This window comes from Tenacibaculum tangerinum, from assembly GCF_029853675.1.
Classification (GTDB): Bacteria; Bacteroidota; Bacteroidia; order Flavobacteriales; family Flavobacteriaceae; genus Polaribacter; species Polaribacter tangerinum_A.
Map to the genome: position 1 here is coordinate 89,138 of NZ_CP122539.1, position 24,518 is coordinate 113,655.

Below are 24,518 nucleotides of genomic sequence, written 5' to 3' on the forward strand. Positions count from 1 at the left end.
GCTTGTACTAGCAATTAATTTTATACTGTGTTGTGCAACGGTTTTTATATTCCGTATTTTATTTTCCGTTCTCTATTTTGTTTTCTTATTTTCTTTTTTAGTTTTCGTGGATTTTCAGTCGTAAAATCAGTCCAAGAGTCTTCTATTCCTAAATATATTTTTAAATTAACTATTTCTTTCTTTTCTATATTTATTGTTTTTGAAATATTATTAAATCCTAAAAAGCTAAATTCAACATCATAAGAATGAGGTGGCAAATCAATTGAGAATTTTCCATTTTCATCTGCGATGTTTATAAATTCCGTGAATTTAATAAGTCCGTTTGGTATTGGTAAGCTATCAGTTCGGTTAAGAAACTGACCTCTAATAATTCCATAATCCGAAGTCGAGTAAGTTTCCGAATTTATTTTAATTCCAGACGGTATTCCAACTTCGTGAAGACAAATGTTAGTTTTTGTGTTTTTAGATGTTCCGCATCCACAAAAAATTAAAATTAGAATATAAATTTTAAAGGTTTTCACGATTTTTTTTAACTGTTGCACAACGGTTTGTGTATGATTAGTAGCCTGCCGATAGGCGGCTATTACTTATACACCGTGTTGTGCGTTCGTTTTTATTTTACCAAGGTCCATTTTTTGTTACATTAATAAATTTTCCGTTTTCTAATCTATAAGCACCGCCAAAACCAACGAACCAAAGTCTCATTGTCTTTGTCTTTCAATATTTGAAAAACTACAGGACCTTTATTATCGTCTGATTTTTTATATTCTATGAGTTCATTTCCATCATAAATAAATAAATAATGTTGGTTAGAGACAAACCATATATTACCGTCTTTGTCTTCTGCAATACTCCCTATTCCTTTTCCTGTTTCAATTTTCCCTTTGGTGATATTCTTTGCCTTATTATCTATTAAACTATATAATCCATTTTTTGTAGACACCCATAATTCACCATTTTTATCTTCAAATACTTCATTGACAAAATTCGATTGAATTCCTGCTGCTTCAGAAACATTTAAAAGTGAATTATTGGCGTATGAAAACAAACCAGCATTTGAACTAAACCATAGTGTGCCTTTACTGTCTTCGAATATACTATGAACCATTTTTGCGCTTGAAATACCTAAAGTAGAGTCTATTTCTCCTTGTGGAAGTTCAAATGATGTAAAATTCTTACCATCAAACTTGCAGACACCTTGAATAGTTCCTATCCATACTTGATTGCTTTTATCAGTCGTAATGCACCATACATCATTGCTTATTAATCCATCAGATTCGTAATAATTCGTTACTACCTTCTTGTCTATACTACTTATACCACCTTCGTGTCCAAACCAAATTATTCCATCTTTATCTTCTGCAATGTCCTTTATTGTCACTCCTTTTCCAGATTCATTTTTTATACTATCAATATGAATTAATGAATTGCCGTCAAACTTAAATGCTCCGTTTTGCGTTCCAAACCAAATAATCCCTTTGCTGTCTTGAAAAATTGTCCTTACAACCTGACTAATCTGATTATTAATTTCTGAATAAAACAAGAAGTTTTCAGAATTGGATGTATTGGGCTTATTCTTTTCTAATTTCTTATCTGAGCTTATAGATTCTTTTATTTCATTCTTGCTTTTTTGACCACTACAAGAATTTATTATTAGAGACAGAGCTATGGCAGTAAAAAAATTAATCTTTATCATATGTGTTCTTCATTAGTATATGACGCACAACGGTTTGGCTATGGTTTGTTGCGGGAAAAGGACGCGAGTCATTTTCCGTTGTAGCGGAAAGATAATTAATAAGATTGAATTTCCGATGAGGAAATTCAGCCGCAATTAATTATACACGGTGTTGTAACCAGTTTTCTAATTTTTAGTTATTAATTTCAATTCCGAGTTGTTAATCTTTTTTAATAATTCAGAGTATTTAATTTCATGCAGTTTTATTTTACCTTTTTTGGCTCTATAAATTTCAGATTTGGTTTCAACTCCGTTTCTATAAATCCAAAAATATAAATCGGTTGAATCTTTCTCTATCGTTCTAATAATTGTTCTTTTCCACGTTTTTTCAATGATTCCAAATTCAGATGTTGTCTTATTTATTATAAAATCACCATTTTTAGATTCAAAGTGTAAGTTCTGATAATCTCCATATTGATCTTCAATTTCCATTAAGTACATTCCATAACCTAGAAAGCCAACAATAAAAATCAGTCCGATTATTAATGTCAGAAATATGATTTTTATCTTACTTTTCATTTGGGTTGGTTTTAAAAAATCCAAAAACCCATTTTAGGTTTATAAAAATCAAAACCAACAAGATTGTTCCGATAATTACAAATTCAATTGTCGGTAAGTTTTTAAAAGTTGGACGTTGTATTTTTTCGATTAACGCGATTGAATAAGTAAATATTAAAAAAACAGTCAGAAGTAAAAGAATTGATTTACTTATAAATTTAATTGTATCTAAAATTTGTGGCTTATTCATTCATGTTTTTGGTTTGTTCAAATTGGTTACAACGTTTGGTATAACCGCAGTTACGGCCTTAAAGTTAGTGATTTTAGACTTATTAACTGACCTTTAGTAATTCCGAGTGGATTCGGACGTAGTCGAATCCGCCGTAATTGCGGTTATACATTGTTGTAAGGCGTTTTTTCAATCAGTTGGTATAGTATTTCAATATCGTTTTTCTTATTAACGACATTCTTTTTAGCTATTCTGTAAGGGAAATAAGTTAAAAATCCGACAAAAATTGTCACAAAAACTGACGGTAAAATATATGCAATATCAATGTCAGTTTGTATTGGCGGAATTAATATTTCGATTACAAGAAGTAACATCATTAGCAAGTAAATACCAAATAGTATAACTCTCAAAATAAACGGTAACATTTCCATTCCTTGAATTGTGGTTTTAACTTTTAATATATCGTCTTTAGTATGAAATTCAGATTTTACAGTTGCAAAATTATTTATCAGAGAATTGTCTAAAGTGAATCTTTCTCGGATTTTGAAATTCTTGGAATTAATATCTCCAATGTATTTCTTATTTTCAGATTTGACAATGTCAAGCATAATTAAAAAAGGTGTGTAATATCCTTTTTGGGTCATTTGCTTAATCTCATTTATAAAGACTTCTTTTTCAACATTCAATTCGGTTTCAAATGTTTTAGAGAGTTTATATTTTTCTAAAATTTTATTAATTCCCATTTGGTTTTCAAATGTCTAGCCCCGAAATATGCCTACAGGTTAAAAATTGATTTTACGCTGATAACTCACATACCATATTTGGTGTTTTGAAGTCTAAAGATAAATGTAATCTTGTTTAGTTGAATAGATTGACAGCACTTTTTGTTGCTTTTCATGGTAACAGTTCGAATTTGACCTTCGTAAATTGTAATTTATAACTGTCCTGTTTTTGGGGGATGTCAAGAAAAATGCACCCCAGTACTTCACATAATTTGTTGTAAGCTTTCTAAAAGAACAGAATACAAAGTTAAAAATTTTGGCTTCGTTCTAAATAAAGACCTTACATAGCTTTCAAATGAATTCCATTTTTTAAAATTTGGTGGTTGTGCATCAGCTACCGTTGTTACCATACGTTATTTTTTTAATCCGTTTATTATTGCGTTTTTGATTTCAGCATAGTGATAAGTAACAAAATATGCTCGACTTGTCACTAAATAAATTTTGTCATTATCTTTCCACCACATAATCCCACCTTTACTCACACAGAATTGAACTCTTGAGTGGTCCAAATCGTCTAAAAGGTTTATAAAGTCAGACGCATATTTTTCTTGTTCAAATTCCCATTCTTGGAACTCAATCTGCCATTTTCCTTTCCATTTCGAGGTGAACAATTCCGAGGATTTTACTTTTGTAATTTTGTCAAAACTTAATTCAGTCAGCTTTTCCAATTTGTCAAATTCTGCACATTTTTTAAATTGTTTTATAAAATTTTCATCAGGCTTTTTTCCATTTTTATAAGAGTCCGAAGTCGGTTTAAATTCAAGTTTCGAATTCAGAGAAACTAAGGCATTTGCAAAATTATCTTGAGCGAATGAAGTCAGATAATTTCCGATTAAAATCAATGTCAGCAGTAGGTTTCTCATAATGTATGGTAACGTGTTTGTATAAGATTAGTTGCGTGGTTTAAGCACCTAATTTAGCAAATACAACCCGAATAGAAAATCCGCAAGGATTTTCGTATGTAGGCTTGCACTAGCAATTAATTTTATACGGTGTTGGCAACTGGCTTTTTTCCTTTTGTTATTTTCTTAATTATTAATCCACTGTAAGCTTCCCTAAAAACCGAACTGTTTAAAAGTAGAATAAAAAGCTTAATTTTAAACAGTAATTATGAGAAAAAGTAAATTTAGTCCGACACAAATCGCAAAGATTTTAAAGGAGTTTGATAACGGTAAGCCAGTGCCAGAGATTACTCGTGAACATGGTGTAAGTGCTGCGGCCTTTTACAAATGGAGAAGTAAGTATGCAGGTATGAACTCCAAGGAGCTTAAGCGTTTAAAAGAATTGGAAGAAGAAAACCGTAAACTTAAGCAAATGTATGCCACACTTGCTCTTGACCATCAAATGGCAAAGGAGATTATAGAAAAAAAGCTATAAAGCCTTGTCGTAAGCGAAGTATTACGAAAGAACTTATTCATTACGGCATCAGCAGGGCGTGCCGTGTTCTTAAAATGAGTAAGAGCGTTTACTATTATAAGCCATTGGTTAAGGACGATTCTGAAGTAGAACAGGCATTGAAGCAAAAAGCAGAACAACATTCAGAAGAAGGGTTTTGGAAAGCTTACGACAGATTACGCAATGAAGGGAAATCTTGGAATCATAAGCGTATGCACAGAGTATATGTAGCATTAGGGCTTCCTTTAAGACGAAAAGCAAAGAAACGATTACCAGCAAGAATAAAAGAACCACTTGAAGTTCCTCAACAAATCAACCATACTTGGAGTATGGACTTCGTAACAGACGTTTTAGAAAATAAAAGACGTTTTAGGGCATTTAACATTATCGATGATTATAACAGAGAAGCGCTGCATATAGAGATCGACTTTTCCTTAACCAGTAATCGTATTGTATGGGTACTTAATCACCTTATCAATAAAAAAGGAAAACCTACAAAGATCAGAATGGATAATGGTCCTGAATTTATCGCACATATAACCAATGAATGGAGTAGGATGCACGATATTGAATTTAAGTACATACAGCCTGGAAAACCAACTCAAAATGCATTTGTGGAGCGATTCAACGGTTCCTATCGAAGAGGTGTACTCAATAAATATATTTTTGAGAATATAGATCAAGTAAGAGAACAAACACAGATATGGATGGATGATTATAACAATCATAGGCCACACGATGCTTTGGGTAAAATTCCACCTGTAAAATATGCTCAAAAGCAACATGACGCTGCCGCTAGGCTCATTTTAAAATAAATTGGCTTTTAAGCAATAATATGAAAGGAAAGCCAATCTATTTTAAAACGGAAAACCATATATTTGGATTAACAAACAGTTCTAAAATAGGGAAGCCTACATACGGTCTCCTAATAATTCTAAAGTTGAATTCATCGCTGTATTAAATTCTGAATATGTTGTTGGGTCAATTAGTTTAGAAAATTGTGTTTGAAGAACAAGTAAACTGAAAGATGAATTAAAACTATTTGTTTCTTTAATTATATGGTGAATAATCTTTTGTCCAGCATCGTATCTTTTATCTAAATTATTAATTGCAGATTTATACTTTGCTTTATTTGCTTCTGCTAAAATCTCTCTTAATTTATCTTCATTGTTGGTGTTATCTTGAAGATTTTTTAATTCTTCTTTTAAACGTGCTTGTTCTTGGACTATTTCTTGTGAAATATTATTTATTTGTTCGATGTTGAATTTTTCAACCTCTTGTGATAAGGCTGTCAAACAAGCTAACAAGAAAACAGCGGTTATTTTAAAATTATTCATACCGATTGGTTTTTTAGTTTGTTAAAAATACGAGACATAATTTAATTTAGAATACCCATTAGTAGGTATTTTCTAATGTTGCCTAACGTCTCGGCTATAAGGAGTTGCGTGGTTTAGTGGTTAACTTGGCAAGTACACACCAAACTGAAAATCCGCGAGGATTTTCAGAAGTAGGCGAGAACAAGCAATTACTTATAGCCAATGTTGTAGTGCGTTTTTTTTAGAATTTAATTCCTCCTGTAATAAAATAATTTGGTTTAGATGAAATTCCGTCCTGAACACTCCAATCTATTCCAATATTTAAAAAAGAGGGATTATTAAATTTTCTTGTCAACTGCTGATTAAATTTGTCATTTGGACTAGCTTCGGAAAATAAGTTTTTTGCTAAAAAACCAATAGCAAGTCCAGCTGTCATTTTAGGTTTTTCATATGAAAAAAATTCATAACCGATATGAGGAACAGGAACAATTATTGGCACATTCATAATATCATATTCTGGAATAAGCGGAATAGATAAAGAAATTTCTCCACTACTAGCATCATCAATTAAATTTCCAGTTTTACCAGAGAAATTTTTTATGGCTAAAATGTTGTTATTGAAAACAGTTCCATTATCTAATTCAGCGAAATTGATTAATTTACCTTTATTGTATGTTCGGATATTGTACGTTGCATTTAAAGCAAAAGCCCATATAAAGTTTCGATTAAGTTTGAAAAAATATTGATTTAGTCCAGCATTTAAGCTCAAATTTCCAGGTGTTTCTGTAGAAATGTTTTCTGTGTCAGAATTATAAAATTTAAATTTGTCATAGCTATAGTTTATACCAGCTTCTACTGTTTTCATATTATAAGTGTCTCCATTCTCCTTTAAAAAAATATCATCAAAACTGTATTTATAGATTAGTCCAAATGCTAACCCATTATTTTCTTTGAAATCAAATTTATCAATATCTATAAATTTTTTTGTGTTAGTAATTCCTGCTTTTAGAAATATTCTATGATATTTTATTGAAGATATTCTATCCATGTCTTTAACAGGGTTCCTAAACGTTGGAATCGTTGCAACCCTAACTTGAACTGAAGTTTCTCCACCAGAAAACTCAAATGAATTAGCTGATGCATTATATAAATTCAGTACTGTGTTTTCTTCGCTATTTTTAATTTGTGCGAAAGTTGGAATAGTCGTTAAAATTCCTATACAAATTATTCCGAAATTTAATAATTTTTTCATTTTGAATATGGTTGGTTAAATGCACTACAACGGTCTAGTATAAGAATAGTAGCGGATTTACAACCACTAACTTTTCGGTTTGTTACTGTCGTTTGATTTATAAAATTCATTTTCGTTTTGGCACTTAAACCGCTATTATTTTTATACAATGTTATGTGCTGGCTTTATTCGATTATTTGTGGTACAAGGCTTAACCCAAGTTTTGTTTTGGTTTCAATATTTAGTTCGTCAAGATGCTCAAAAATCCAATCAATTAGTTCTTTCCCATCCATAGTATTTACATCAAATGAATTTGCATTCTCTTTAATCTTTTCGCCAATTAAAGCAGAAGTTATCAAAACGAATTTATAATCTGCGTAAGAACTTTCATCTTGAATTTTCCTTAATTGGGTTAATCCCCAATCATCTGTATATCCAGAATGATGTTTGACTTGGGCTAAAATTTTGGTTTCCTGAAATTTATCGGATTTAACAGCATAAACGTCTGCATCGCCATAATCGGCAAAGTGGGTTTTGCTTAAAACATTTGCATTGTAGCCTTCACATTCAAATAATTCTTTTACTAAGTACTCAAGACCTATTCCGCCCGTTGTCAGGTTAGTTGTTCCATTTTGAATGTTTTGAAAAAGTTTTTCCTTAACTTTTTCGGTCAATTGATTTTCCTGCTCCTCATAGTCACTCGTCCAAGTGTAATTTTCTTGACTAAATATCTTCTCAATCTCATCTTTAAATTCATAGAGATTTGAAACAGTAGAACCTCTAACTCTTAATCTACGTTGTAGTCCTTCAGATAATGCATTTCTTGGTATAGTCTTAAAGTCTTTTGAAGTCATCAAGTAATTAACTTCAAGCTGATTAGCTAAATCCAATTCATATGCTTCTTGGTCATATTTGATTATATCTTTAGCGATAGCCATTCTGATAGAGTTGTAGTATGGGATAATGATATAATCGCCTTTCTTTATTTTATCGAATCTTTCAACTTCATTCAGTTTTTTTCCAACTAATGGCGGGTGCATATCTTTTTTCGCGTAGTAAATTTCATTTACGGCAGACCTTAGTTCTTTTGGTTTATTTTCATATTGAGTAAAATTTACCTCGCTCCAACCCACAGCAACAACTTTGTTTTTAAAAAACACTTTAAAATCTTTTGGTTCAGAGTTCATCGCTCGAACCATATAATAATTTTTGTTCATTCTATGGATGTTGGTTTAGCTTGCACATAACGTTTGGTATAAGATTAGTTGCGTGTTTTAAGCACTAAAATTAGCAAATAAATCACAGATAGAAAGTCCGTGAGGACTTTCGTAAATAAGCTAAAACCAGTAATTAATTTTATACGGTGTTAGCTATTCGTCTTTTATCTTTTTTCGATATTCAAGTTCTTAAGTACTCCATCTGTTGCAAACATAATTATCCAAAGTTTATCAAATTCATTTTTGAAAGTTCTATTGTATGTATTCTCGATTTCAAGATTTAATTTATTTGATATCTCTACACTCAAACTTACAGATATATTTAATTCGGTCTTTATGTCAAGTGAATTGATTTTTAACAAATCATATCTTCCTGAAAATTTGAAGCCGTACACAGCAGAATTTAATGCGTGTTTTTTTACTTTTTTGTTTGTGTTATGAATATTTTTAATGTATTTGTTTAGGCTGTAGTCAAATTCATTTTCTAAATCCAAATCTGTATTTTTAACACCACTTATTATAAATTCAACTATGCTAATATATCTTGTATTAAAAATAGCAGATACGTATTCCCCTTCAAGCAGCAAATCTTGATTTTTTTCATTTACTTTTTTTAAATAATTGGATAGTTTTGCTTTGTTTGTATCATCTAATTTAGATGAAGGTATTTTATCAATAACACTTTTAAAGTCTACATTCAAAGAATCTGTGATAGTTGTTTTCAATTTTTTTGTTACATCATTACTAATTGGCTGAACATTGACATAATATTTTGTTCTAATTAATTTTTCTCTTATTTCGTAATTTTCTTGTTTCCATAAAAGTTTCCTTTTTGCTGTTTGGTCGCCACTCTTAAATGAAGTTTTAAAAGCTAAATAATTGTCATCCTCTCTTAATAAAGAATCTTTCGTTTCTAATAATTCGAAGCCAACTTCTTCATAATATTTAAAGTCTATTAAATCTAAAATGGGATATCCATCTTTACTATCGTAATTAGATAAGTCAAATAATGAAAATATTCCTTTTCTATAATTATTTTTATCATATCGAACTGTTCCTAATCGCCATAAGAATGTATCTAAATCATCTGTAAGGTCATTAATTACAGTTGTAGTAGAAAATGTTCCCAAATCATTGAATTTTTTTATTCCAGTTATTTCAATTGCTTTAATTTTTTCTCCGAAAAGTTCGATTTTCTGGTTTTTTTGAGAATAAACATTTGTAGATATAAATAAGGAAACAAATAATAAGTAGATGATTTTTTTCATAATTTTATTTTTAGTTGGTTGGTTATTAGATGATAGCTAACGGTCTCGTGTATGAGTAGTAGCGGATTTTTACTCACATACCTTTCGGTTTTGCACTGACCTTTGTTTTATGTTTATGCTTTCGTTTTATTACTTCATCCGCTATTACTTATACACATTGTTAGCAAATGTGATTTATTTTATTCCAAATGATATTATCAAATTCTACTTTTCCTTCATAAAACTTAAAATCTAATCCAGAAAGGTTTTTCCCTGTTAGGTCTTTTATATTCAAACTATATTTTTCATAATAAATTTTGGTCAAAACAGATGGAAGTTGGCCTAAATAATATTCCGAGTAAAGTTTATTAAAAACTCTCATTCTTAAATTAATGGCAATTTCTTCTAGAACATAAAGCCTATTCAAACGAATTTGTAATTCAGTGGAATCAATTGACTCATAAATCGTATGATTTTCAGCTGCTTCGGATAAATCATTTCTAAATTCGTCATCAACGTTAAAAAGAATTAAAAGAGAACGATAAATATTAAAGAATTTATGGTCAGTAATTTCACTAACATTTTTTATTTTCCATTTCTTGAATACGCTCTCATCAATTTGTGGAAAATCTCGTTTGAAAACCTTATTTATCCATTTAACCCTTTCAGGAAAGTACTGGTTTTTTGTTTTGAAATTCTGCACTATGAAAGATAATTCTTTATTTGTTTGTTTCACTTTGTTGTATAATTGAAGATTATCTGCGATCAAGAAGTAAGGTCGGCAGTCATCCAATTCCAAAATTATTTTTATGAGAGCACTTAAATTTTTAGAGCTATAGTTTTTATTGTCGACACTAATAGGAAAAAAAGCTTTATTCATTGATTAATCTTTTTTGAGCGACCAAATCAACAAAAAGTAAAACAACAGAAAAACCTAGACAGATTAAGAAGATTATCCAACTCGTATTAGCAACATCCTTAAGTAAATACCTTATTAATTCATAAGTCATAAAGTTTAAAGAAAATGCATTTGCTTTAGTTTCCTTTTTCAATTTTATAACAACAAAAGGATTTTCCGTTTTGATTTTAGAAAAATGCTTTGTTGAATCAATTTGAAAATATCTGCTTTCCTCTTTATTTCGCAATTCTTTTAATTCATCTTCTGTTGTAAAATGGTATGCCACATATTCATCCTGCCATTCTGGATAATATTTTTTAGAGAGATAAAGTGAAAATATAATAAGAGGTAATAGCAAAAACAAGGACATAAATATATATCTTGAAGTTTTAACACCCTTTTTTGAGTTTGCATTTTGTTCCGATATTGATTCATCTATGTTTTTATAGTTCCACTTGTAATCTAACAGGAACATAAAACAGAAAATGCACAAGGAAATTAAAATGCAATGAATAAATGATATTTCAAACGCGACTAGTGCAATTACAAAAGTTACAATTGGTGTAATACCTTCTTTTGCCCACTTAAATGACCGAATATTCTCCATAATTATTTTTTTAAGGCAATTAGTGAAATTAATACTGGAAATAGACTTGCGGCCAAGGTGAAACTCATTTCATTATCACTTTGGAAAAAACCGATTATGGAAAGAACCATATATCCAATGATACTAACTACAGTAAGTGAAGGTTTAGGTTTGTACCCTTTGAATAACCTCACAAAAGCTGGTAAGAGATTCAGACAAATAGGCATTACAATGAATATTATCTTTTCAAAAGGGAATTCTATTAGCCTTACAGCGATGTATGCAAGTGTAAAAAAAGATGCAAAAAGTAAACTTTTAAGAAATGGCCTGCCAATTTTTAACTTATCTCCATCTAAATTTCCATTATTGTGATTAAAGCTCCTAACTAAAAAGAAACTGTAAATCTGGGTGTCTGCCGTTGAAAATAAAGCGGATACTGCTCCTATCCAGAAAGCTAGAATAAAACCAATGGACAACTCTTTCAAGTTCTCTAAAAGAGCGAAAATAGAGTTTTCTCCTGTCTGATTTGTCAATGCAAATGTTCCAAAACCAACAAGGATTAAAAGCAACCAAACAATGCTAGTTGTAAACATAGATTTTTTTTGAAGTACAGTCTCATTTTCTCCAAAAATCCAAACTCTCAACCAATGGCCTTCAGTCACTAATATTAAAAATGAATTTAAAACAAACACGTGAAGAACAAATAGAATAACATTTGTAGTCGGTACTATTGGTGACAGAATACTCAAATCAATTTGAATAGTTTGTGATTGGTAAATCAGTATTCCACAACCAGTCATCAGTAATAAAATTGAAAAAAGTATTAAAGGGCTTTGAAAAGAGTCAGCAAATACAAAACCACGTAAACCATATTTGACAGTGAAATAAATGATTAATGTAGTTGCTAGAAAAATAACTAGTGATTTTAGCATTATATGTTCTATTTGAAACAGGTAAACAAAAATGTCTGTGAACAGTGCGAATTCCAACCAAATAATAGCACCGATATTTAGTAAGCTTATTACTTTGACTAAATTCGATAATTGTTTGGCGTTGTTGGTATCATTCCAAAATAAAGAAGCAATTACACCGACTTTCTGTTTTTTAGACTCTAACAGTTCTTTGATTCTCGTAGTGCTTAATATTTTCTTTGTAAAAAAGTTGGTTATAAAACCACTAAAAAAAATTGAAACCACGCAAGCAAGTATCGCCCAACCGAAAATTTTGGAATTACCAATAAAAAACAGATAAGCAGTAGCCAGAGAAGTTAAAGTTCCAACAATATTTGTAGCTGTAAACCATTTAGATAATTTGGGGCCAATTTGCCTATCCCATTTGTCTTTCTCTTCTGCGGTGTAAACCAATGACTCTTTTGGTCGCCCAAGGACTTGGAAAAACAAAAATGTCATTCCAAACACTAGTATGATTGTTAATATTTCTAATATCATATATTATCCATTTGGTTAGTTATTCATATTTGCTAACTTGTTTATATAAATACCTTTAGCACTCTTATACAACCTATTTGGAGGTATAAAGATACTTTTTGTTAATTTTTAGTGCTTTTATTTTTTAATAAATATACTGTTCTTTCTAAACTATTACAAGGGTTTTTAATTTCTGAGTTTTAATAGTTTTTAACTCGTTATAGTTAAACGTTCATTCTTTTATTTCAACAAAAGCATGCGATATTATAAAGTTCTTAAAACAAGTTACTATTAATTATACTGTTCCTATAAACTTACTACATAACGTGCATACATTCTTACGGAATCCCATAAGCTCAGTTATTTAAGTAATAAAAGTAGTTTTTTTGTCATAAACGATTTTGATATTGCTGTTTAGGTCGCTACTATTTGGGCATGTTTAGTGGTTGTCACTTTCGCATCAACTACTTTTTATAGGATACAATGTTGTGCTTATTTTTTGTATGTAGTTTTATTTTCTGTCCGTCTTTCAAATCCCTTATTTGAAATCCTAAATCCCCGCTAAAAGAAATTAGTTCCGCAAAGCTTATTTTTCCAATGTTGGTTTTTTCATATTCTCCTCCAATAACTGCGGGTATTTTTAAACAGTATTTTTGGTTTTGTCCTAATTCTCCAAGTTCCGATTTCGCAACTTCCACGAAATTGGTCATTTCCCAATCTTCGATAAATTCAGAATCAGTCGAAAGGCGGTCAAATTCAGATTCTGATTCCGCAATTTTTTCGCAACTGGTTTCTTCTGGACAGATTCTCCAATATTCGTTTTTGTCAGTTTTGAAAATCACGTTGCCAAAGTCATTTGTCCGAATAATTTCGGTCGCATTACATCCTTTCCAATTCCAAGCTTTATTTATTTCTACAATCATTTTCTCAAATTAGTCACAACTTCATTACAAACCGCATAAAATTACCGCTATACTACTTTTTAAGTAGGAGAAGCCCACGGTTTTGCGACCGTATATCCTTCCAAATATAAAAATAAACATAAAAAGCGACACTTTTTTTATCGGGACGACGACCCGAGCCTAATCATGATGACACCCCAAGGGTAAGGGGAGTGACACTCCATACCTAAGGGGAGTGACACCCCAACGGTAAGGGGAGTGATACTCCATGCCTAAGGGGAGTGACACTCCTTGCCTAAGGGGAGTGTTATTCACTGCCTAAAAGGAGCAACAACAACGAGCAAAAAAGATACACATTGGTGCGTGTGTAGAAAAATGTTTGTTGGGTACGGTTTAGTATACACGCAATTAAAAAAACGCTATTACAGCATAAGAATAGCGCTTATATAGAGGTTATAAAAGTAGTTTAATAAAAAAGCTCGCACGAAGCGAGCTTTTTTTATTGTTTATAAGAAGTTTTGGCTTACTTCATTTCAGCTAAAAACTCTTTATTCATCTTAACGTAGTCAGCATTACCTGCTTTTTCAGCACCTGCTAGTGACGCTTTTGCCGCAGCAACAGCTCCTTTTTTATCACCCGCTTTCGCTAAGATTAACGATTGTTGACGTAAATACCAAAAACGAGGTTGGTCTTTCGTCATGTCTACCGCCTTATTAATCCATTCTTTTGCTTTGTTAATGTCTTTACCTTCTTGCAAATAGTACACTGCAGACGAAAAATAATCGTTAGCAGCAGGTCCGGCCATTACTTTTGCAATGCTTTCTTCTACCATTTTACCAGTTGGAGTATTGAATTTTACACCTACATAAACATCTTCCCAAAGCATACCTAATACTGCCGAGTCGTTTGTTAAATCATCTATAATAATGGTAAATGTCTCCATTTTCATAGGCATAGGCTGTACTTTTGCTGTTGTTGATAACGCAACTTTAGCATCGTCCCAATTTCTTGGAGTTCCCCAATTGTTGGCATCTGAGTAAAAAATGAATTCCCAAGAGTCTTTACCTGGTTTCGTAAATAAAGCGTAGGTTCCCTTTTTTAAGGTTTTACCATCAATCGTTACATCATCTCCAAAAGTAACTTTGGTATTTGCATTGGCTCCTGTTCTCCATAGTTTTCCATAAGGAACTAAATCTCCAAAAATAGCTCTACCTCTCATACCAGGGCGAGAATATTCAACAGACACCTCTGTTAAACCTACTGTTTGCTCTAATTTAGCGGCAGGACTCGGGGCTGGAGTTTTTAATTGTGCGTTGGTAGTTGTTGATAAAGCAACAACAAATAAGCTTAAAAGTATTTTTTTCATCTTGATTGATTTGTTTTACATTAGATTTGTTAAAATTACAAGGAATTCTTCGGATTAATGTTAACAAAAACTTAAAATACCGAAGTAGTATTTCATTGATATTTGCAACTAAAGTTTAGAATGACAAAAAATAGAGCCTATAGAAGCAATGGAGCCATTGGAGCCTTGTTAGATGAATATGAAAAATCAATAGCAGAGTTTAAAGAAGTTATCAAAGAGGTAAGCTCAAAAGAACTAATTCAAGTAGTTGATAATGAAACGAAAGATGAAGATTGCAAGTCAATTCAAACAATAATAACACATGTAATTAGAGCAGGATATACTTATGTTATTGAAATAAGAAGATGGTTAGGAGAAGATATAAAGTATAAAGAAAAAGAAAAGTTACATTCTATTTTAGAGTACAATGAGGCATTGGATAAAATGTTTGCTTATAATGAGCAACTCTTTGAAGATTATCCCAATATAAAACTAGAAGAATTAGACCCAGATAAGAAGGTGCATGTTAGGTGGGGACAGAAATATGATGTAGAACAATTATTTGAGCATGCTATCGTACATATATTAAGGCATAGAAGACAAATAGAACTATTTAAAACAAAATTGGTTGATAGTAATTCATAAAATGAAAAAATATATCTCTGAAAGTATAGGAACTTTTGCTTTAATTTTCTGTGGAACAGGAGCAATGACGGTAAGTGAAATTACCAATGGCGCAGATTTAACGCATACAGGAGTGGCAATTACTTGGGGATTAATCGTCATGGCAATGATTTATGCCTTTGGAGAAATTTCAGGAGCACACTTTAATCCTGCGGTGACCATTGCTTTTGCCTTTGCCAAGAGGTTTTCATGGCAAGAAGTACCGAAGTATGTCATCGCCCAATTGTTAGGGGCCTTATTCGCAAGTATCATGCTTTGGATATTGTTTCCTACCAGTGAGTTTTACGGAGCAACGCTGCCATCGGTAGTGCCTTGGCGAGCTTTTGTATTAGAACTACTATTAACCTTCTTTTTAATGCTTACCATTATCAATGTATCTACAGGAAGCAAAGAGGTAGGTATTATGGCAGGAATAGCTATTGGGGGCATTGTGTTGTTAGAAGCAATGTTTGCAGGCCCCATTACCAAAGCTTCTATGAATCCTGCTCGTTCGATAGCACCCGCCCTAATTTCGGGACATTTAGAGCACCTTTGGTTGTATATTTTAGCACCAATTATAGGAGCGTTGTTAGCGGTAGTTTCATGTAAATTGGTAAAAGACGATAATTGTTGCGATGAAAAATGTTAGTATTTTAGGCTGCGGATGGCTGGGAAAAGAGTTGGCAATAAGCCTGATCGCAAAAGGGTATCAGGTACAAGGCTCTACTACTTCAGAAGAGAGGTTAGAAGAGTTGAAAGCGGTAAACATTTGCCCTTTTTTGATTGATATTGCTGAAGAAAAAATAAATCAAGAGTTTTTACATGCCGACCTGTTGGTAATTGCCATTACCTCTAAAGAAGTCGAAGATTTTAGACGATTGATTGCTTCCATCGAGAAATCAAAGATTGGTACCGTTATATTTATCAGTTCTACATCGGTATATCCTAGTATGAATAAGGTAATGACCGAGGAAGACGAAACGGCAGATGCCCCATTAGTGGATATAGAGAAGTTGTTTCGAAACAATACCGCGTTTAGCACCACCATTATTCGGTTTGCAGGATTGTTTGGAGGAAAAAGGCATCCCGGCAATTGGTTTGCCAATAGAAAGATTCCACACCCCAAAGGCTATGTAAATATGATTCATCGTGAGGATTGCATTGCTATTATCGAGCAAATTATGGAGCAAACCATGTTTGGAGAGGTATTTAATGCCTGTGCCAACCATCATCCAACCCGAGAAGAATTTTACATAAACGCCAGAAAATCTCTCGGAAAACCAGCTCCTGAATTTGATACTTCCAAACCGTTGGAGTATAAAATAATTAGCAGTGAAAAACTTCAAAAAACGTTACACTATCAATTCAAACACAATAATTTATGTAGTTTGTGATTATGAGTTATGAATGACGAATTACGAATTACGAATTATGAATTATGAATTGGTGGTATTTTTATCGGTGAAAAGGTTCCTTTTTTATGCAGGAAATTTTAATTGTATATGGCACAAAATGTAATTTAACCAACAACCAACAACCAACAACCAACAACCAACAACCAACAACCAACAACCAACAACCAACAACCAACAACCAAGAACCAACAACTAAGAACCAAGAACTAAGAACCAACAACTAAGAACTAAGAACTACCAACCAACAACCACTACTGATACTTTCTCTTTCTCCAATACGTAAAACCGAAGCCAAACAGAGCTAATAAGAGTAACGGAACACCAATATTGATAAATTGCCAAAAACGTTTTTCGGTAAAAGCACGTTGCTTATCTAACAAATTAATTTGAATCGTTTTATTGCGGAGTTGAATCAATCCAGAATCGTCTAATAAATAATCAATAGCGTTAATTAAAAACTCTTTGTTACCAAACTGTTCTCCCGTCCATTTATCCAACGATAAATCGTGCGGTTTTCCTTTTAAAATTTGATTGCTACCCACATCGCCATCGGCAATAACAATCATTTTATTATGAGTGCTCTCCGCTTTGAAATCAGGAGTTTCAAAAGGTTTGATTCTGGTTTTATAGGCGGAAGGAATGGCACCTTCTATCAATACCGCTAATAATTGCGGACCAGAGGCATACTCATCTTCTTTCGGTTCTTTAGCAATACTCTGTAATTCAATAAAATTAGGAGTCCCAGTTTTTTTGGTCAGTACTGAAGTTACTAATAACGGAGTTTTTTTCAAGCTTCCTTGTAAAGTATCTATCTGAGTGGTAAAGCGAAAACGAACAGGAGCTACATTTTTTGTGATGGGATGCTTCGGATTCCCATTCACTAACGGATGATAAAACCAATTGAGGTGTTGAAACTGTGTTTGATTTCCTATGTTTCCTGTCGCTAGCGGAATTTTAGCCGAGTATAAGTCTTGAATGAGCTTGTTGTTTACACGCACTTCATACCCAAACAACAAATCCGTTAAATTCAAATCGCGAGGAAATGCTAACATTTTTCCTTCGTTATACAAACTATCGGTATCAGCATGGTTGTTATCTAACATCCACAACGTTTTACCCCCGTTGGCAATAAACTGGTCGATGGTAAACTTTTCTTCTTCAGTAAAACGTTCGGTAGGTTTCGCAACAATCGTTAAATCATAGTTGCGCAGGTCTCTTAAAGTTTTTTGCGGATTGGTGGCAACGCTGTCTAACGTAAACTTTGCCAAACGATACTTTTTTACAACCTCACTTAATAAACTGTATTGATAAATATCTTGCAACTCTCCGTTACCCGCCAACACGGCTACTTTTTGTCGTTCTTTTTGGGTAATGCTATGCAGTGCATTGGCAAACGAATATTCTAACTTTTCAATCGCATTTTGAAGCTGTGCTTCTTGCGTTTTGGCGATAGTATTCGGCAGCAAAGAAACCAGTTCTATTTTCTTACCATAAGAAACTTCTGCCCAAGGAAAAATAATCGCTTCCGATAGCTTTCCGTCCTCTTCCACGGTTAACTGACTGGGTAGCATTCCCTTTTTTACCAAACGTTCGCGAATGTTATCAGGATTGATAAAACGAAAACGAATATGGTTGTTTGTTGCTTGTAATTCTTCTAAAAACTGACGTGTTTCTATCTGTAGTCGTTTGAATTCCGCAGGAAAATCGCCTTCTAAATATACGTTAATGGTTAAGGGAGCAGTTATTTTATCGATAAGATTTTCACTCACTTCCGATAAGGTATAACGTTTGTCTTGTGTTAAATCGAAACGTTTGTATACCGAGTTCGCTAGGTAGTTAACAAGTAACAATAAGATAAGTACGAATACACTATGTTGTAATTTCTTATTCATTTTTTAACTGTTGTTTGGTGATGAATAAAAAGAACAAGGTTACACTAATAAAATAGATGACATCGCGTGTGTCTACCACACCACGACTAATACTTTTAAAGTGTTCGTTAATACCAAATTGTTGTAAGGTGTAACCTGCGTTGCCCAATGAAGAACTCACAGCATCGAATCCGTAAAACAACGCAAAAGTGATAAACACACTTACAATAAATGCCACAATTTGATTTTTAGATAGGGTAGAAGCAAACAACCCGATAGCAGTATAAGTAGCTGCTAAAAATAACAAACCCAAGTACGAACCTATAGTACTCCCCATATCTAAATTTCCAACAGGACTTCCTAACTGATACACTGTATAGGCATAGGTTAATGTGGGTAACAATGCGATAACGACCAGCAAAAGAGAAGCAAAAAACTTGCCTAATACAATTTGCCAATCGGTAAGCGGTTTGGTTTTTAAAATCTCGATGGTTCCGCTATTAAATTCATCTGCAAAACTTTTCATGGTAATAGCAGGGATTAAAAATAAAAATAACCACGGAGCCAGATAAAAGAAGCTATTCAAATCGGCAAACCCCGCATTTAAAATATTAAAATTATCTTTAAATACCCACAAGAATAAGCCGTTTACGAGTAAAAATACTCCGATTACCAGATACGCAATGGGTGAGGCAAAAAATGAGTTAAATTCTTTTTTTAAAATTGGAACCATTAAATAATACAAATTTATAGGTGTTTTATATATAATAGGTTATCACCTGAGAGTAAAATTTTATTTTCAGAAAAGGACATGTGATTTATTTTTGAATCAGAAGGAAGTTCTAATTCAAGTTTCCAGGTATTTCCAGAATCATTCGTACTGTACAATTTACTATCTACACTAAGTACATACCAATTCGTTTTATTTTGTGTGAATACTTTTTCAACATCGCTTCTAACAACCACCCATGTTTTTGCTAAATCATTACTTTTCTGTAATTGTTTATCAGCATGAAACACTTGTAAAAATAAATCTGTATCCAACATTTTAAGATCACTTCCTATGCTATAAGGCGTAGTAACATCGTCAAGAATTTCCCAATTAGAAATTCCGTCAGCAGATTTTAAAATTAAATTCGCATTCGGACTTTTTTCTGCGTTTAATCCAGCACCATAAAAATAGCCATCACTTAACTTATTAGAAGACCAAAATCTTATATTATTGCCCATACTAAGTTCTTTCCATACGCTAGAATACTCAAATGTAATTCCTTTATCATTAGTGTACATATAATCAGCGCAACAATTTACTATTATAGAAGAGGTTTCATCGACATAAACTATTTTAACATCGTCTACATATGCATCAGTATCTAAAAAGCTACCAAAAGCAGTTGAGTTTTGAAATCCATCAGAAGTAAAATAGCCTGTAATGGATGAAGCAGCAACTCCGGTTTGACTATTGTACATTTTTAAATCGCTTTTGTTTCCACCGGGTATGTTCAGACTTTCTGGTAAATAGCCATTTTCAGAAGTTTTTAATTTTAAAATAGCTCCATAGTACGAATTTGAGGATGCATCGGTATCCTCTAGTAACGTTATTTCATTGGTGTCATCAAAAATAAATGCTTTTAATATTTCTAATTGAGTCTCTATTTTGTGCCATTTTTTAGGCATAATAAAAAAATACTCAGTAGTACTTTTTTGTGCTCCTACTTGAACGTTTAAAGAACTCTTTTCTACTCCCATTTCTGCGTTTATCTTGATAGAAATTTCGTTAGCTGTAGGAGTTATATCATAACTTTTATTATTAATAATTACAGTAGTTTTACTTTCATTACTCTTAAAATTTAATCCTTTAATAACAAGTGTTTGCCCCTCTATAATAAAGTTCGATGATAAAGACTCTATCTCAGGTTTTAAAACTGGCGGTGGAGTTGGCGTGATTTCACTTTCAGCATCGCCATTACTGCAAGAAGAAGAAATAAGATTGAAAATAATTAGTACTAAGAGAATTTCTGTTTTCATAATTAGTTACGATTTAAAGTTTACATTTAAGTTAAGTAAGTGACGCTAGTTTATCCACGCTCCAAGCTAAAGGTTTATCATTAAATAATACTTTGGTTTGTGCCCAAACACTTTTAAATAGTTCCGAGTTTCTATAGTTTTCTAAATCTTGTTCCGTTTCCCAATAACTATAGGTAAAAAATATATTCGGATTTGTCTTGTCTCTATACAACTCTAATAAACGACAACCAGGAGAATTTCGTATAAATTCTTTTTTCGTGTTGAAGTTGTTTAAAAATGTGTCGACTTTTTCGGGCTGAAAGCTCATTTTTACAATTCGTACAAACATACCTTTTAATTTATAGGGGTAAATTCTGGTTTTATCGGATTTTCAAACTCTACAGTAATGGTATCGCGATACTCCAAACCAAGTAGGGTAGAAGCACCGCCTACGGTTTCTAAATTGCTTCGGTAAATAGCAATCTCTAAAAAACCAGCAGAATTAAAAATGGCTAACTTTTCTCCGTCGTACTGTTGTTTATCAGTCACCGAAAAATCAACAATCTCGTTATATCGGTTGTAAATTTTAGAAAACGTGTAGCGCCTTGCCGTTACTTTATAATCACGACCCTTTCCTATGGCATTGAATTGTTTTTTACTAATGTTGGTAATTACATTTCCGTAGTTATCAATATAAATAACGCCGCCTGCAATAATAGTTTGTTGCTCGTTCACTTTCGGCTTAATTTCAACAATATTTTTATAAGTGTCAACCTCTCTACCAATGACACTTAAACTACCACCACGAGAAATATGAGACGCCACCTGAACAAAAACGTCCAACACAGGAAAACTACTCTCTATACGATCGTGAATATTGATTTCGACAATTTTAGTAGGCTTAATTTCAGAGGCAATCATAGAAATTAATCCGTTATCAGGACAAATAAAATAATGATTGTCGAGTTCTAAAGCAATGTGCTTATTATCCACACTTAATTCAGAATCTACACCAATTACATGAATTGTTTTTTCAGGAAAACTTTTGTACGCGTTTTTTAAAATATACGCCGTTTCTGTAATGTTAAAAGGAGAAATTTCGTGCGTAATATCTACAATCTTAGCATCAGGAAGTTCAGAGTAAATAGCTCCTTTTACAGCACCTACAAAGTGGTCTTTCGTTCCAAAATCAGTAGTTAATGTAATCAAAGACATTACGTTAGGTGTTTGTTAATTAATTTGTGAAAAATTATGCCGAAATTTTAAACAAAACTACGTAATTCGATAAAAATAATCATTATTTTTAGTGTGAATAATCTTAAAACTTTTATCATTTGAACGAACGTATCATTGAATTAACAGAAATCAACCCAAACGATTTTTTCGGTGCACAGAACAGTACAATAGCGCAGTTAAAAACATTCTTTCCTAAAATAAAAATTGTAGCCAGAGGAAATAAATTAAAGATTTTTGGAGAACCAGACCTTTTAGATGAATTTGAAAAGCGATTAGAAATGCTTATCAAATACTTTAACAGGTACAATAAGCTAGATGAAAATAGTATTGAACGTATTTTAACATCAACAGGAAAAGAAGAAGAAATCCGTAAAGCAGGTAACACAAAAGATGTATTGGTACACGGGGTAAGCGGAAAACTCATCAAAGCGCAAACAGCCAACCAGCGTAAAATGGTGGAGTTAATGCAGAAGAACGATATGCTATTTGCGGTAGGACCCGCAGGAACAGGAAAAACATATACAGCAGTGGCATTGGCTGTAAAAGCCTTAAAAGAAAAGGAGGTAAAGCGAATCATACTCACAAGGCCCGCAGTAGAATCGGGTGAAAATTTGGGGTTTCTGCCAGGAGATTTAAAAGAAAAGTTAGACCCGTATATGCAACCTTTATACGATGCCCTACGCGATATGATACCCCATGAAAAACTAGAATCCTATTTAGAAAAAGGCGTCATACAAATAGCACCTTTAGCCTTTATGCGCGGGCGTACCTTAGACAATGCGTTTGTAATTTTAGATGAAGCACAAAATACCACGCATGCACAAATGAAAATGTTCTTAACCCGTATGGGAATGCACGCAAAGTTTATTATTACGGGCGACCCAGGTCAGATTGATTTACCACGCAGACAAGTGTCGGGACTCAAAGAATCGTTATTGGCGTTAAAAGATATCGACGGAATTGCACAGGTGTATTTAGATGATAAAGATGTGATTCGTCACCGATTGGTTAAGAAAATTATTTCAGCCTATAAAAGTATTGAAACCGAATAGTTTTTAGTTGTCAGTATTTAGTGATTAGTTTACTTTTGTGCGACACAACACAACAACATACAATGAATACAATTAACGAAACAAACTTCCATTTTCCTGGTCAAAAAGAAGTCTACAAAGGAAAAGTTCGTGAAGTTTATAATATCAACGACGAGTTATTGGTTATGATTGCCTCAGACAGGCTTTCTGCTTTCGATGTTATTTTACCACGTCAAATTCCTTTTAAAGGACAAATTTTAAACCAAATTGCTACGAAAATGATGAACGATACGGCAGATATCGTTCCCAATTGGTTGGCTGCCAATCCAGATGAGAATGTAGCCGTGGGGCATTTGTGCAAACCTTTTAAAGTAGAAATGGTTATCCGTGGCTATATGTCAGGGCACGCCGCTCGTGAATATGCAGCGGGAAAAAGAACACTCTGTGGGGTGGCAATGCCAGAAGGAATGAAAGAAAACGATCAGTTTCCAAAACCGATTATAACACCATCTACCAAAGCAGCTAACGGAGAGCATGACGAAGACATTTCTCGTGAAGACATTTTGGCAAAAGGAATTGTTTCTGAAGAAGACTATGTAGTATTAGAAGATTACACCAGAAAGTTATTTCAAAGAGGCACTGAGCTAGCAGCAAAAAGAGGATTGATTTTAGTAGATACCAAATACGAGTTCGGAAAAACCAAAGACGGTAAGATTGTATTGATTGATGAAATTCACACTCCCGATTCTTCTCGCTATTTTTATGCGGATGGATATGCCGAACGTCAAGAAAAAGGAGAAAAGCAAAAGCAACTTTCGAAAGAATTTGTACGTCAGTGGTTGATTGAAAACGGATTTCAAGGAAAAGACGGACAAGAAATTCCTGAAATGACCGATGAGAAAGTCAATGAAATCTCTAATAGATATATTGAGTTGTACGAGCAAATCATAGGAGAAAATTTTGTAAAAGCCAACACCGAAAATGTGCTCACTCGTATTGAAAAGAATATATTGAACTACTTACATGAAAGACCCTAAACTGAGTATTCGTCCAATTTTAGAAGTGTCGTCGAATACTGCCGATGAACGCTTTCAAAATGAAACACTCAGGCCCATACTAAAGTTACAACATTCCCTGTTGCTAAAGTTGTATTTTACAAGCATGCAGCAACAAAAATGGAAGGTTGAAAATATGAGTGAAGAACGCTTTCAAGAACACGTAAATGCATCCTTATCAAAAGATATAAGTTTGCGCAATCAAGTTATCGGACTCGTTATAGGCATGTTTACCGATGAAGAGTTTGAAATATACCAACCTAAAAAGAACGAGTTTAATAAGCGAATCATGGGTATGGCAAAAAAGCGGATTATCGATAGTGCTCATGAAATCAAAAAGTTAAGATAAAAGCAACGTTTACCGTTGCTTTTTTTTTGGAACATTATAAAATTCCTTGAAAAATCAGATTAGTGATAGACTAGTATATTTTT

General features: G+C 32.8%; 29 protein-coding genes. 8 read left to right on the forward strand and 21 right to left on the reverse strand.

The features are described from left to right. Window positions 1-44 precede the first annotated feature (44 nt). From P8625_RS00330 to P8625_RS00360, 7 genes are all read right to left on the reverse strand, one after another. Complete coding sequence (locus P8625_RS00330) at window positions 45-542, reverse strand: carboxypeptidase-like regulatory domain-containing protein (protein WP_279651517.1); 498 nt, start codon at window positions 540-542, stop codon at window positions 45-47. A 125-nt stretch (window positions 543-667) separates the two neighbouring features. Beyond that, on the reverse strand, window positions 668-1,696 hold the full coding sequence (locus P8625_RS00335) for a ligand-binding sensor domain-containing protein (protein WP_279651518.1): 1,029 nt from the start codon (window positions 1,694-1,696) through the stop codon (window positions 668-670). A gap of 165 nt (window positions 1,697-1,861) precedes the next feature. Next, window positions 1,862-2,254, reverse strand: a complete 393-nt coding sequence (locus tag P8625_RS00340; RefSeq protein ID WP_279651519.1) for a hypothetical protein — start codon at window positions 2,252-2,254, stop codon at window positions 1,862-1,864. Beyond that, window positions 2,244-2,483: a hypothetical protein gene (locus P8625_RS00345; protein WP_279651520.1), complete on the reverse strand. Its 240-nt coding sequence runs from the start codon at window positions 2,481-2,483 to the stop codon at window positions 2,244-2,246. Before P8625_RS00345 ends, P8625_RS00340 begins: the two co-directional genes overlap by 11 nt. A 143-nt stretch (window positions 2,484-2,626) precedes the next feature. Continuing rightward, entirely contained in the window at window positions 2,627-3,205 is a 579-nt protein-coding gene (locus P8625_RS00350; protein ID WP_279651521.1) for a hypothetical protein, read from the reverse strand. A 242-nt stretch (window positions 3,206-3,447) separates the two neighbouring features. Then, window positions 3,448-3,594 carry a hypothetical protein gene (locus tag P8625_RS00355; protein WP_279651522.1) on the reverse strand — a complete coding sequence of 49 codons (147 nt, stop codon included), beginning with the start codon at window positions 3,592-3,594 and terminating at the stop codon, window positions 3,448-3,450. A 3-nt stretch (window positions 3,595-3,597) separates the two neighbouring features. Then, window positions 3,598-4,107, reverse strand: a complete 510-nt coding sequence (locus tag P8625_RS00360) for a hypothetical protein (protein ID WP_279651523.1) — start codon at window positions 4,105-4,107, stop codon at window positions 3,598-3,600. 247 nt (window positions 4,108-4,354) lie between these two features. On the opposite strand from P8625_RS00360, the gene P8625_RS00365 reads away from it, so the two are divergent. Beyond that, window positions 4,355-5,454, forward strand: a protein-coding gene (locus P8625_RS00365) for an IS3 family transposase (RefSeq protein ID WP_279651524.1) whose coding sequence is annotated in 2 segments (ribosomal slippage) — window positions 4,355-4,616 and window positions 4,616-5,454 — 1,101 coding nt in all. Because the reading frame shifts where the segments join, the coding sequence is not laid out codon by codon here. A gap of 96 nt (window positions 5,455-5,550) precedes the next feature. Here the strand turns inward: P8625_RS00365 and P8625_RS00370 are convergent. The 9 genes from P8625_RS00370 to P8625_RS00410 form a co-directional block, all read right to left on the reverse strand. After that, window positions 5,551-5,976, reverse strand: a complete 426-nt coding sequence (locus P8625_RS00370; RefSeq protein WP_279651525.1) for a hypothetical protein — start codon at window positions 5,974-5,976, stop codon at window positions 5,551-5,553. 220 nt (window positions 5,977-6,196) lie between these two features. Next, window positions 6,197-7,207, reverse strand: a complete 1,011-nt coding sequence (locus tag P8625_RS00375; RefSeq protein WP_279651526.1) for a hypothetical protein — start codon at window positions 7,205-7,207, stop codon at window positions 6,197-6,199. A gap of 164 nt (window positions 7,208-7,371) precedes the next feature. After that, window positions 7,372-8,403 (reverse strand): restriction endonuclease, encoded by a 1,032-nt coding sequence (locus P8625_RS00380; RefSeq protein ID WP_279651527.1) that lies wholly within the window; start codon window positions 8,401-8,403, stop codon window positions 7,372-7,374. Between the two features lie 164 nt (window positions 8,404-8,567). After that, entirely contained in the window at window positions 8,568-9,671 is a 1,104-nt protein-coding gene (locus P8625_RS00385; protein WP_279651528.1) for a hypothetical protein, read from the reverse strand. A gap of 160 nt (window positions 9,672-9,831) precedes the next feature. Further along, on the reverse strand, window positions 9,832-10,530 hold the full coding sequence (locus P8625_RS00390; protein ID WP_279651529.1) for a hypothetical protein: 699 nt from the start codon (window positions 10,528-10,530) through the stop codon (window positions 9,832-9,834). Then, window positions 10,523-11,155 carry a hypothetical protein gene (locus tag P8625_RS00395; protein ID WP_279651530.1) on the reverse strand — a complete coding sequence of 211 codons (633 nt, stop codon included), beginning with the start codon at window positions 11,153-11,155 and terminating at the stop codon, window positions 10,523-10,525. Before P8625_RS00395 ends, P8625_RS00390 begins: the two co-directional genes overlap by 8 nt. Before the next feature lie 2 nt (window positions 11,156-11,157). Next, on the reverse strand, window positions 11,158-12,582 hold the full coding sequence (locus tag P8625_RS00400) for a hypothetical protein (protein ID WP_279651531.1): 1,425 nt from the start codon (window positions 12,580-12,582) through the stop codon (window positions 11,158-11,160). Window positions 12,583-13,025: 443 nt separating this feature from the next. Beyond that, window positions 13,026-13,484 (reverse strand): T6SS immunity protein Tdi1 domain-containing protein, encoded by a 459-nt coding sequence (locus tag P8625_RS00405; protein WP_279651532.1) that lies wholly within the window; start codon window positions 13,482-13,484, stop codon window positions 13,026-13,028. Window positions 13,485-13,986: 502 nt separating this feature from the next. Then, window positions 13,987-14,829 (reverse strand): DUF2911 domain-containing protein, encoded by an 843-nt coding sequence (locus P8625_RS00410; protein WP_279651533.1) that lies wholly within the window; start codon window positions 14,827-14,829, stop codon window positions 13,987-13,989. Window positions 14,830-14,949: 120 nt separating this feature from the next. On the opposite strand from P8625_RS00410, the gene P8625_RS00415 reads away from it, so the two are divergent. The 4 genes from P8625_RS00415 (at window position 14,950) to P8625_RS00430 (ending at window position 17,110) form a co-directional block, all read left to right on the forward strand. Continuing rightward, complete coding sequence (locus tag P8625_RS00415; protein WP_279651534.1) at window positions 14,950-15,453, forward strand: DinB family protein; 504 nt, start codon at window positions 14,950-14,952, stop codon at window positions 15,451-15,453. Window position 15,454: 1 nt separating this feature from the next. After that, window positions 15,455-16,120 carry an aquaporin gene (locus P8625_RS00420; RefSeq protein ID WP_279651535.1) on the forward strand — a complete coding sequence of 222 codons (666 nt, stop codon included), beginning with the start codon at window positions 15,455-15,457 and terminating at the stop codon, window positions 16,118-16,120. Then, window positions 16,107-16,865, forward strand: coding sequence for an NAD(P)-binding domain-containing protein (locus P8625_RS00425; RefSeq protein WP_279651536.1), 759 nt, complete (start codon window positions 16,107-16,109; stop codon window positions 16,863-16,865). Before P8625_RS00420 ends, P8625_RS00425 begins: the two co-directional genes overlap by 14 nt. 86 nt (window positions 16,866-16,951) lie before the next feature. Next, window positions 16,952-17,110, forward strand: a complete 159-nt coding sequence (locus P8625_RS00430) for a hypothetical protein (RefSeq protein ID WP_279651537.1) — start codon at window positions 16,952-16,954, stop codon at window positions 17,108-17,110. 27 nt (window positions 17,111-17,137) lie between these two features. Here the strand turns inward: P8625_RS00430 and gldG are convergent, their stop codons facing one another. The 5 genes from gldG to P8625_RS00455 are packed head-to-tail and all read right to left on the reverse strand — an operon-like array spanning window position 17,138 to window position 21,979. After that, entirely contained in the window at window positions 17,138-18,778 is a 1,641-nt protein-coding gene (gene gldG / locus P8625_RS00435; RefSeq protein ID WP_279651538.1) for a gliding motility-associated ABC transporter substrate-binding protein GldG, read from the reverse strand. After that, window positions 18,771-19,490, reverse strand: coding sequence for a gliding motility-associated ABC transporter permease subunit GldF (gene gldF, locus P8625_RS00440; protein ID WP_279651539.1), 720 nt, complete (start codon window positions 19,488-19,490; stop codon window positions 18,771-18,773). The genes gldG and gldF overlap by 8 nt, the downstream gene beginning before the upstream one ends. Window positions 19,491-19,504: 14 nt before the next feature. Next, window positions 19,505-20,785 carry an IPT/TIG domain-containing protein gene (locus tag P8625_RS00445; protein WP_279651540.1) on the reverse strand — a complete coding sequence of 427 codons (1,281 nt, stop codon included), beginning with the start codon at window positions 20,783-20,785 and terminating at the stop codon, window positions 19,505-19,507. A 31-nt stretch (window positions 20,786-20,816) separates the two neighbouring features. Next, window positions 20,817-21,113: a putative quinol monooxygenase gene (locus tag P8625_RS00450; protein ID WP_279651541.1), complete on the reverse strand. Its 297-nt coding sequence runs from the start codon at window positions 21,111-21,113 to the stop codon at window positions 20,817-20,819. 5 nt (window positions 21,114-21,118) lie between these two features. Then, complete coding sequence (locus P8625_RS00455; protein ID WP_279651542.1) at window positions 21,119-21,979, reverse strand: SAM hydrolase/SAM-dependent halogenase family protein; 861 nt, start codon at window positions 21,977-21,979, stop codon at window positions 21,119-21,121. A gap of 119 nt (window positions 21,980-22,098) precedes the next feature. Between P8625_RS00455 and P8625_RS00460 the strand changes: the two genes are divergently transcribed. From P8625_RS00460 to P8625_RS00470, 3 genes are all read left to right on the forward strand, one after another. Beyond that, window positions 22,099-23,052, forward strand: a complete 954-nt coding sequence (locus tag P8625_RS00460) for a PhoH family protein (RefSeq protein ID WP_279651543.1) — start codon at window positions 22,099-22,101, stop codon at window positions 23,050-23,052. A gap of 62 nt (window positions 23,053-23,114) precedes the next feature. Then, window positions 23,115-24,068 (forward strand): phosphoribosylaminoimidazolesuccinocarboxamide synthase, encoded by a 954-nt coding sequence (locus tag P8625_RS00465; protein WP_279651544.1) that lies wholly within the window; start codon window positions 23,115-23,117, stop codon window positions 24,066-24,068. After that, on the forward strand, window positions 24,055-24,435 hold the full coding sequence (locus P8625_RS00470) for a glyoxalase (protein WP_279651545.1): 381 nt from the start codon (window positions 24,055-24,057) through the stop codon (window positions 24,433-24,435). The genes P8625_RS00465 and P8625_RS00470 overlap by 14 nt, the downstream gene beginning before the upstream one ends. Window positions 24,436-24,518 lie beyond the last annotated feature (83 nt).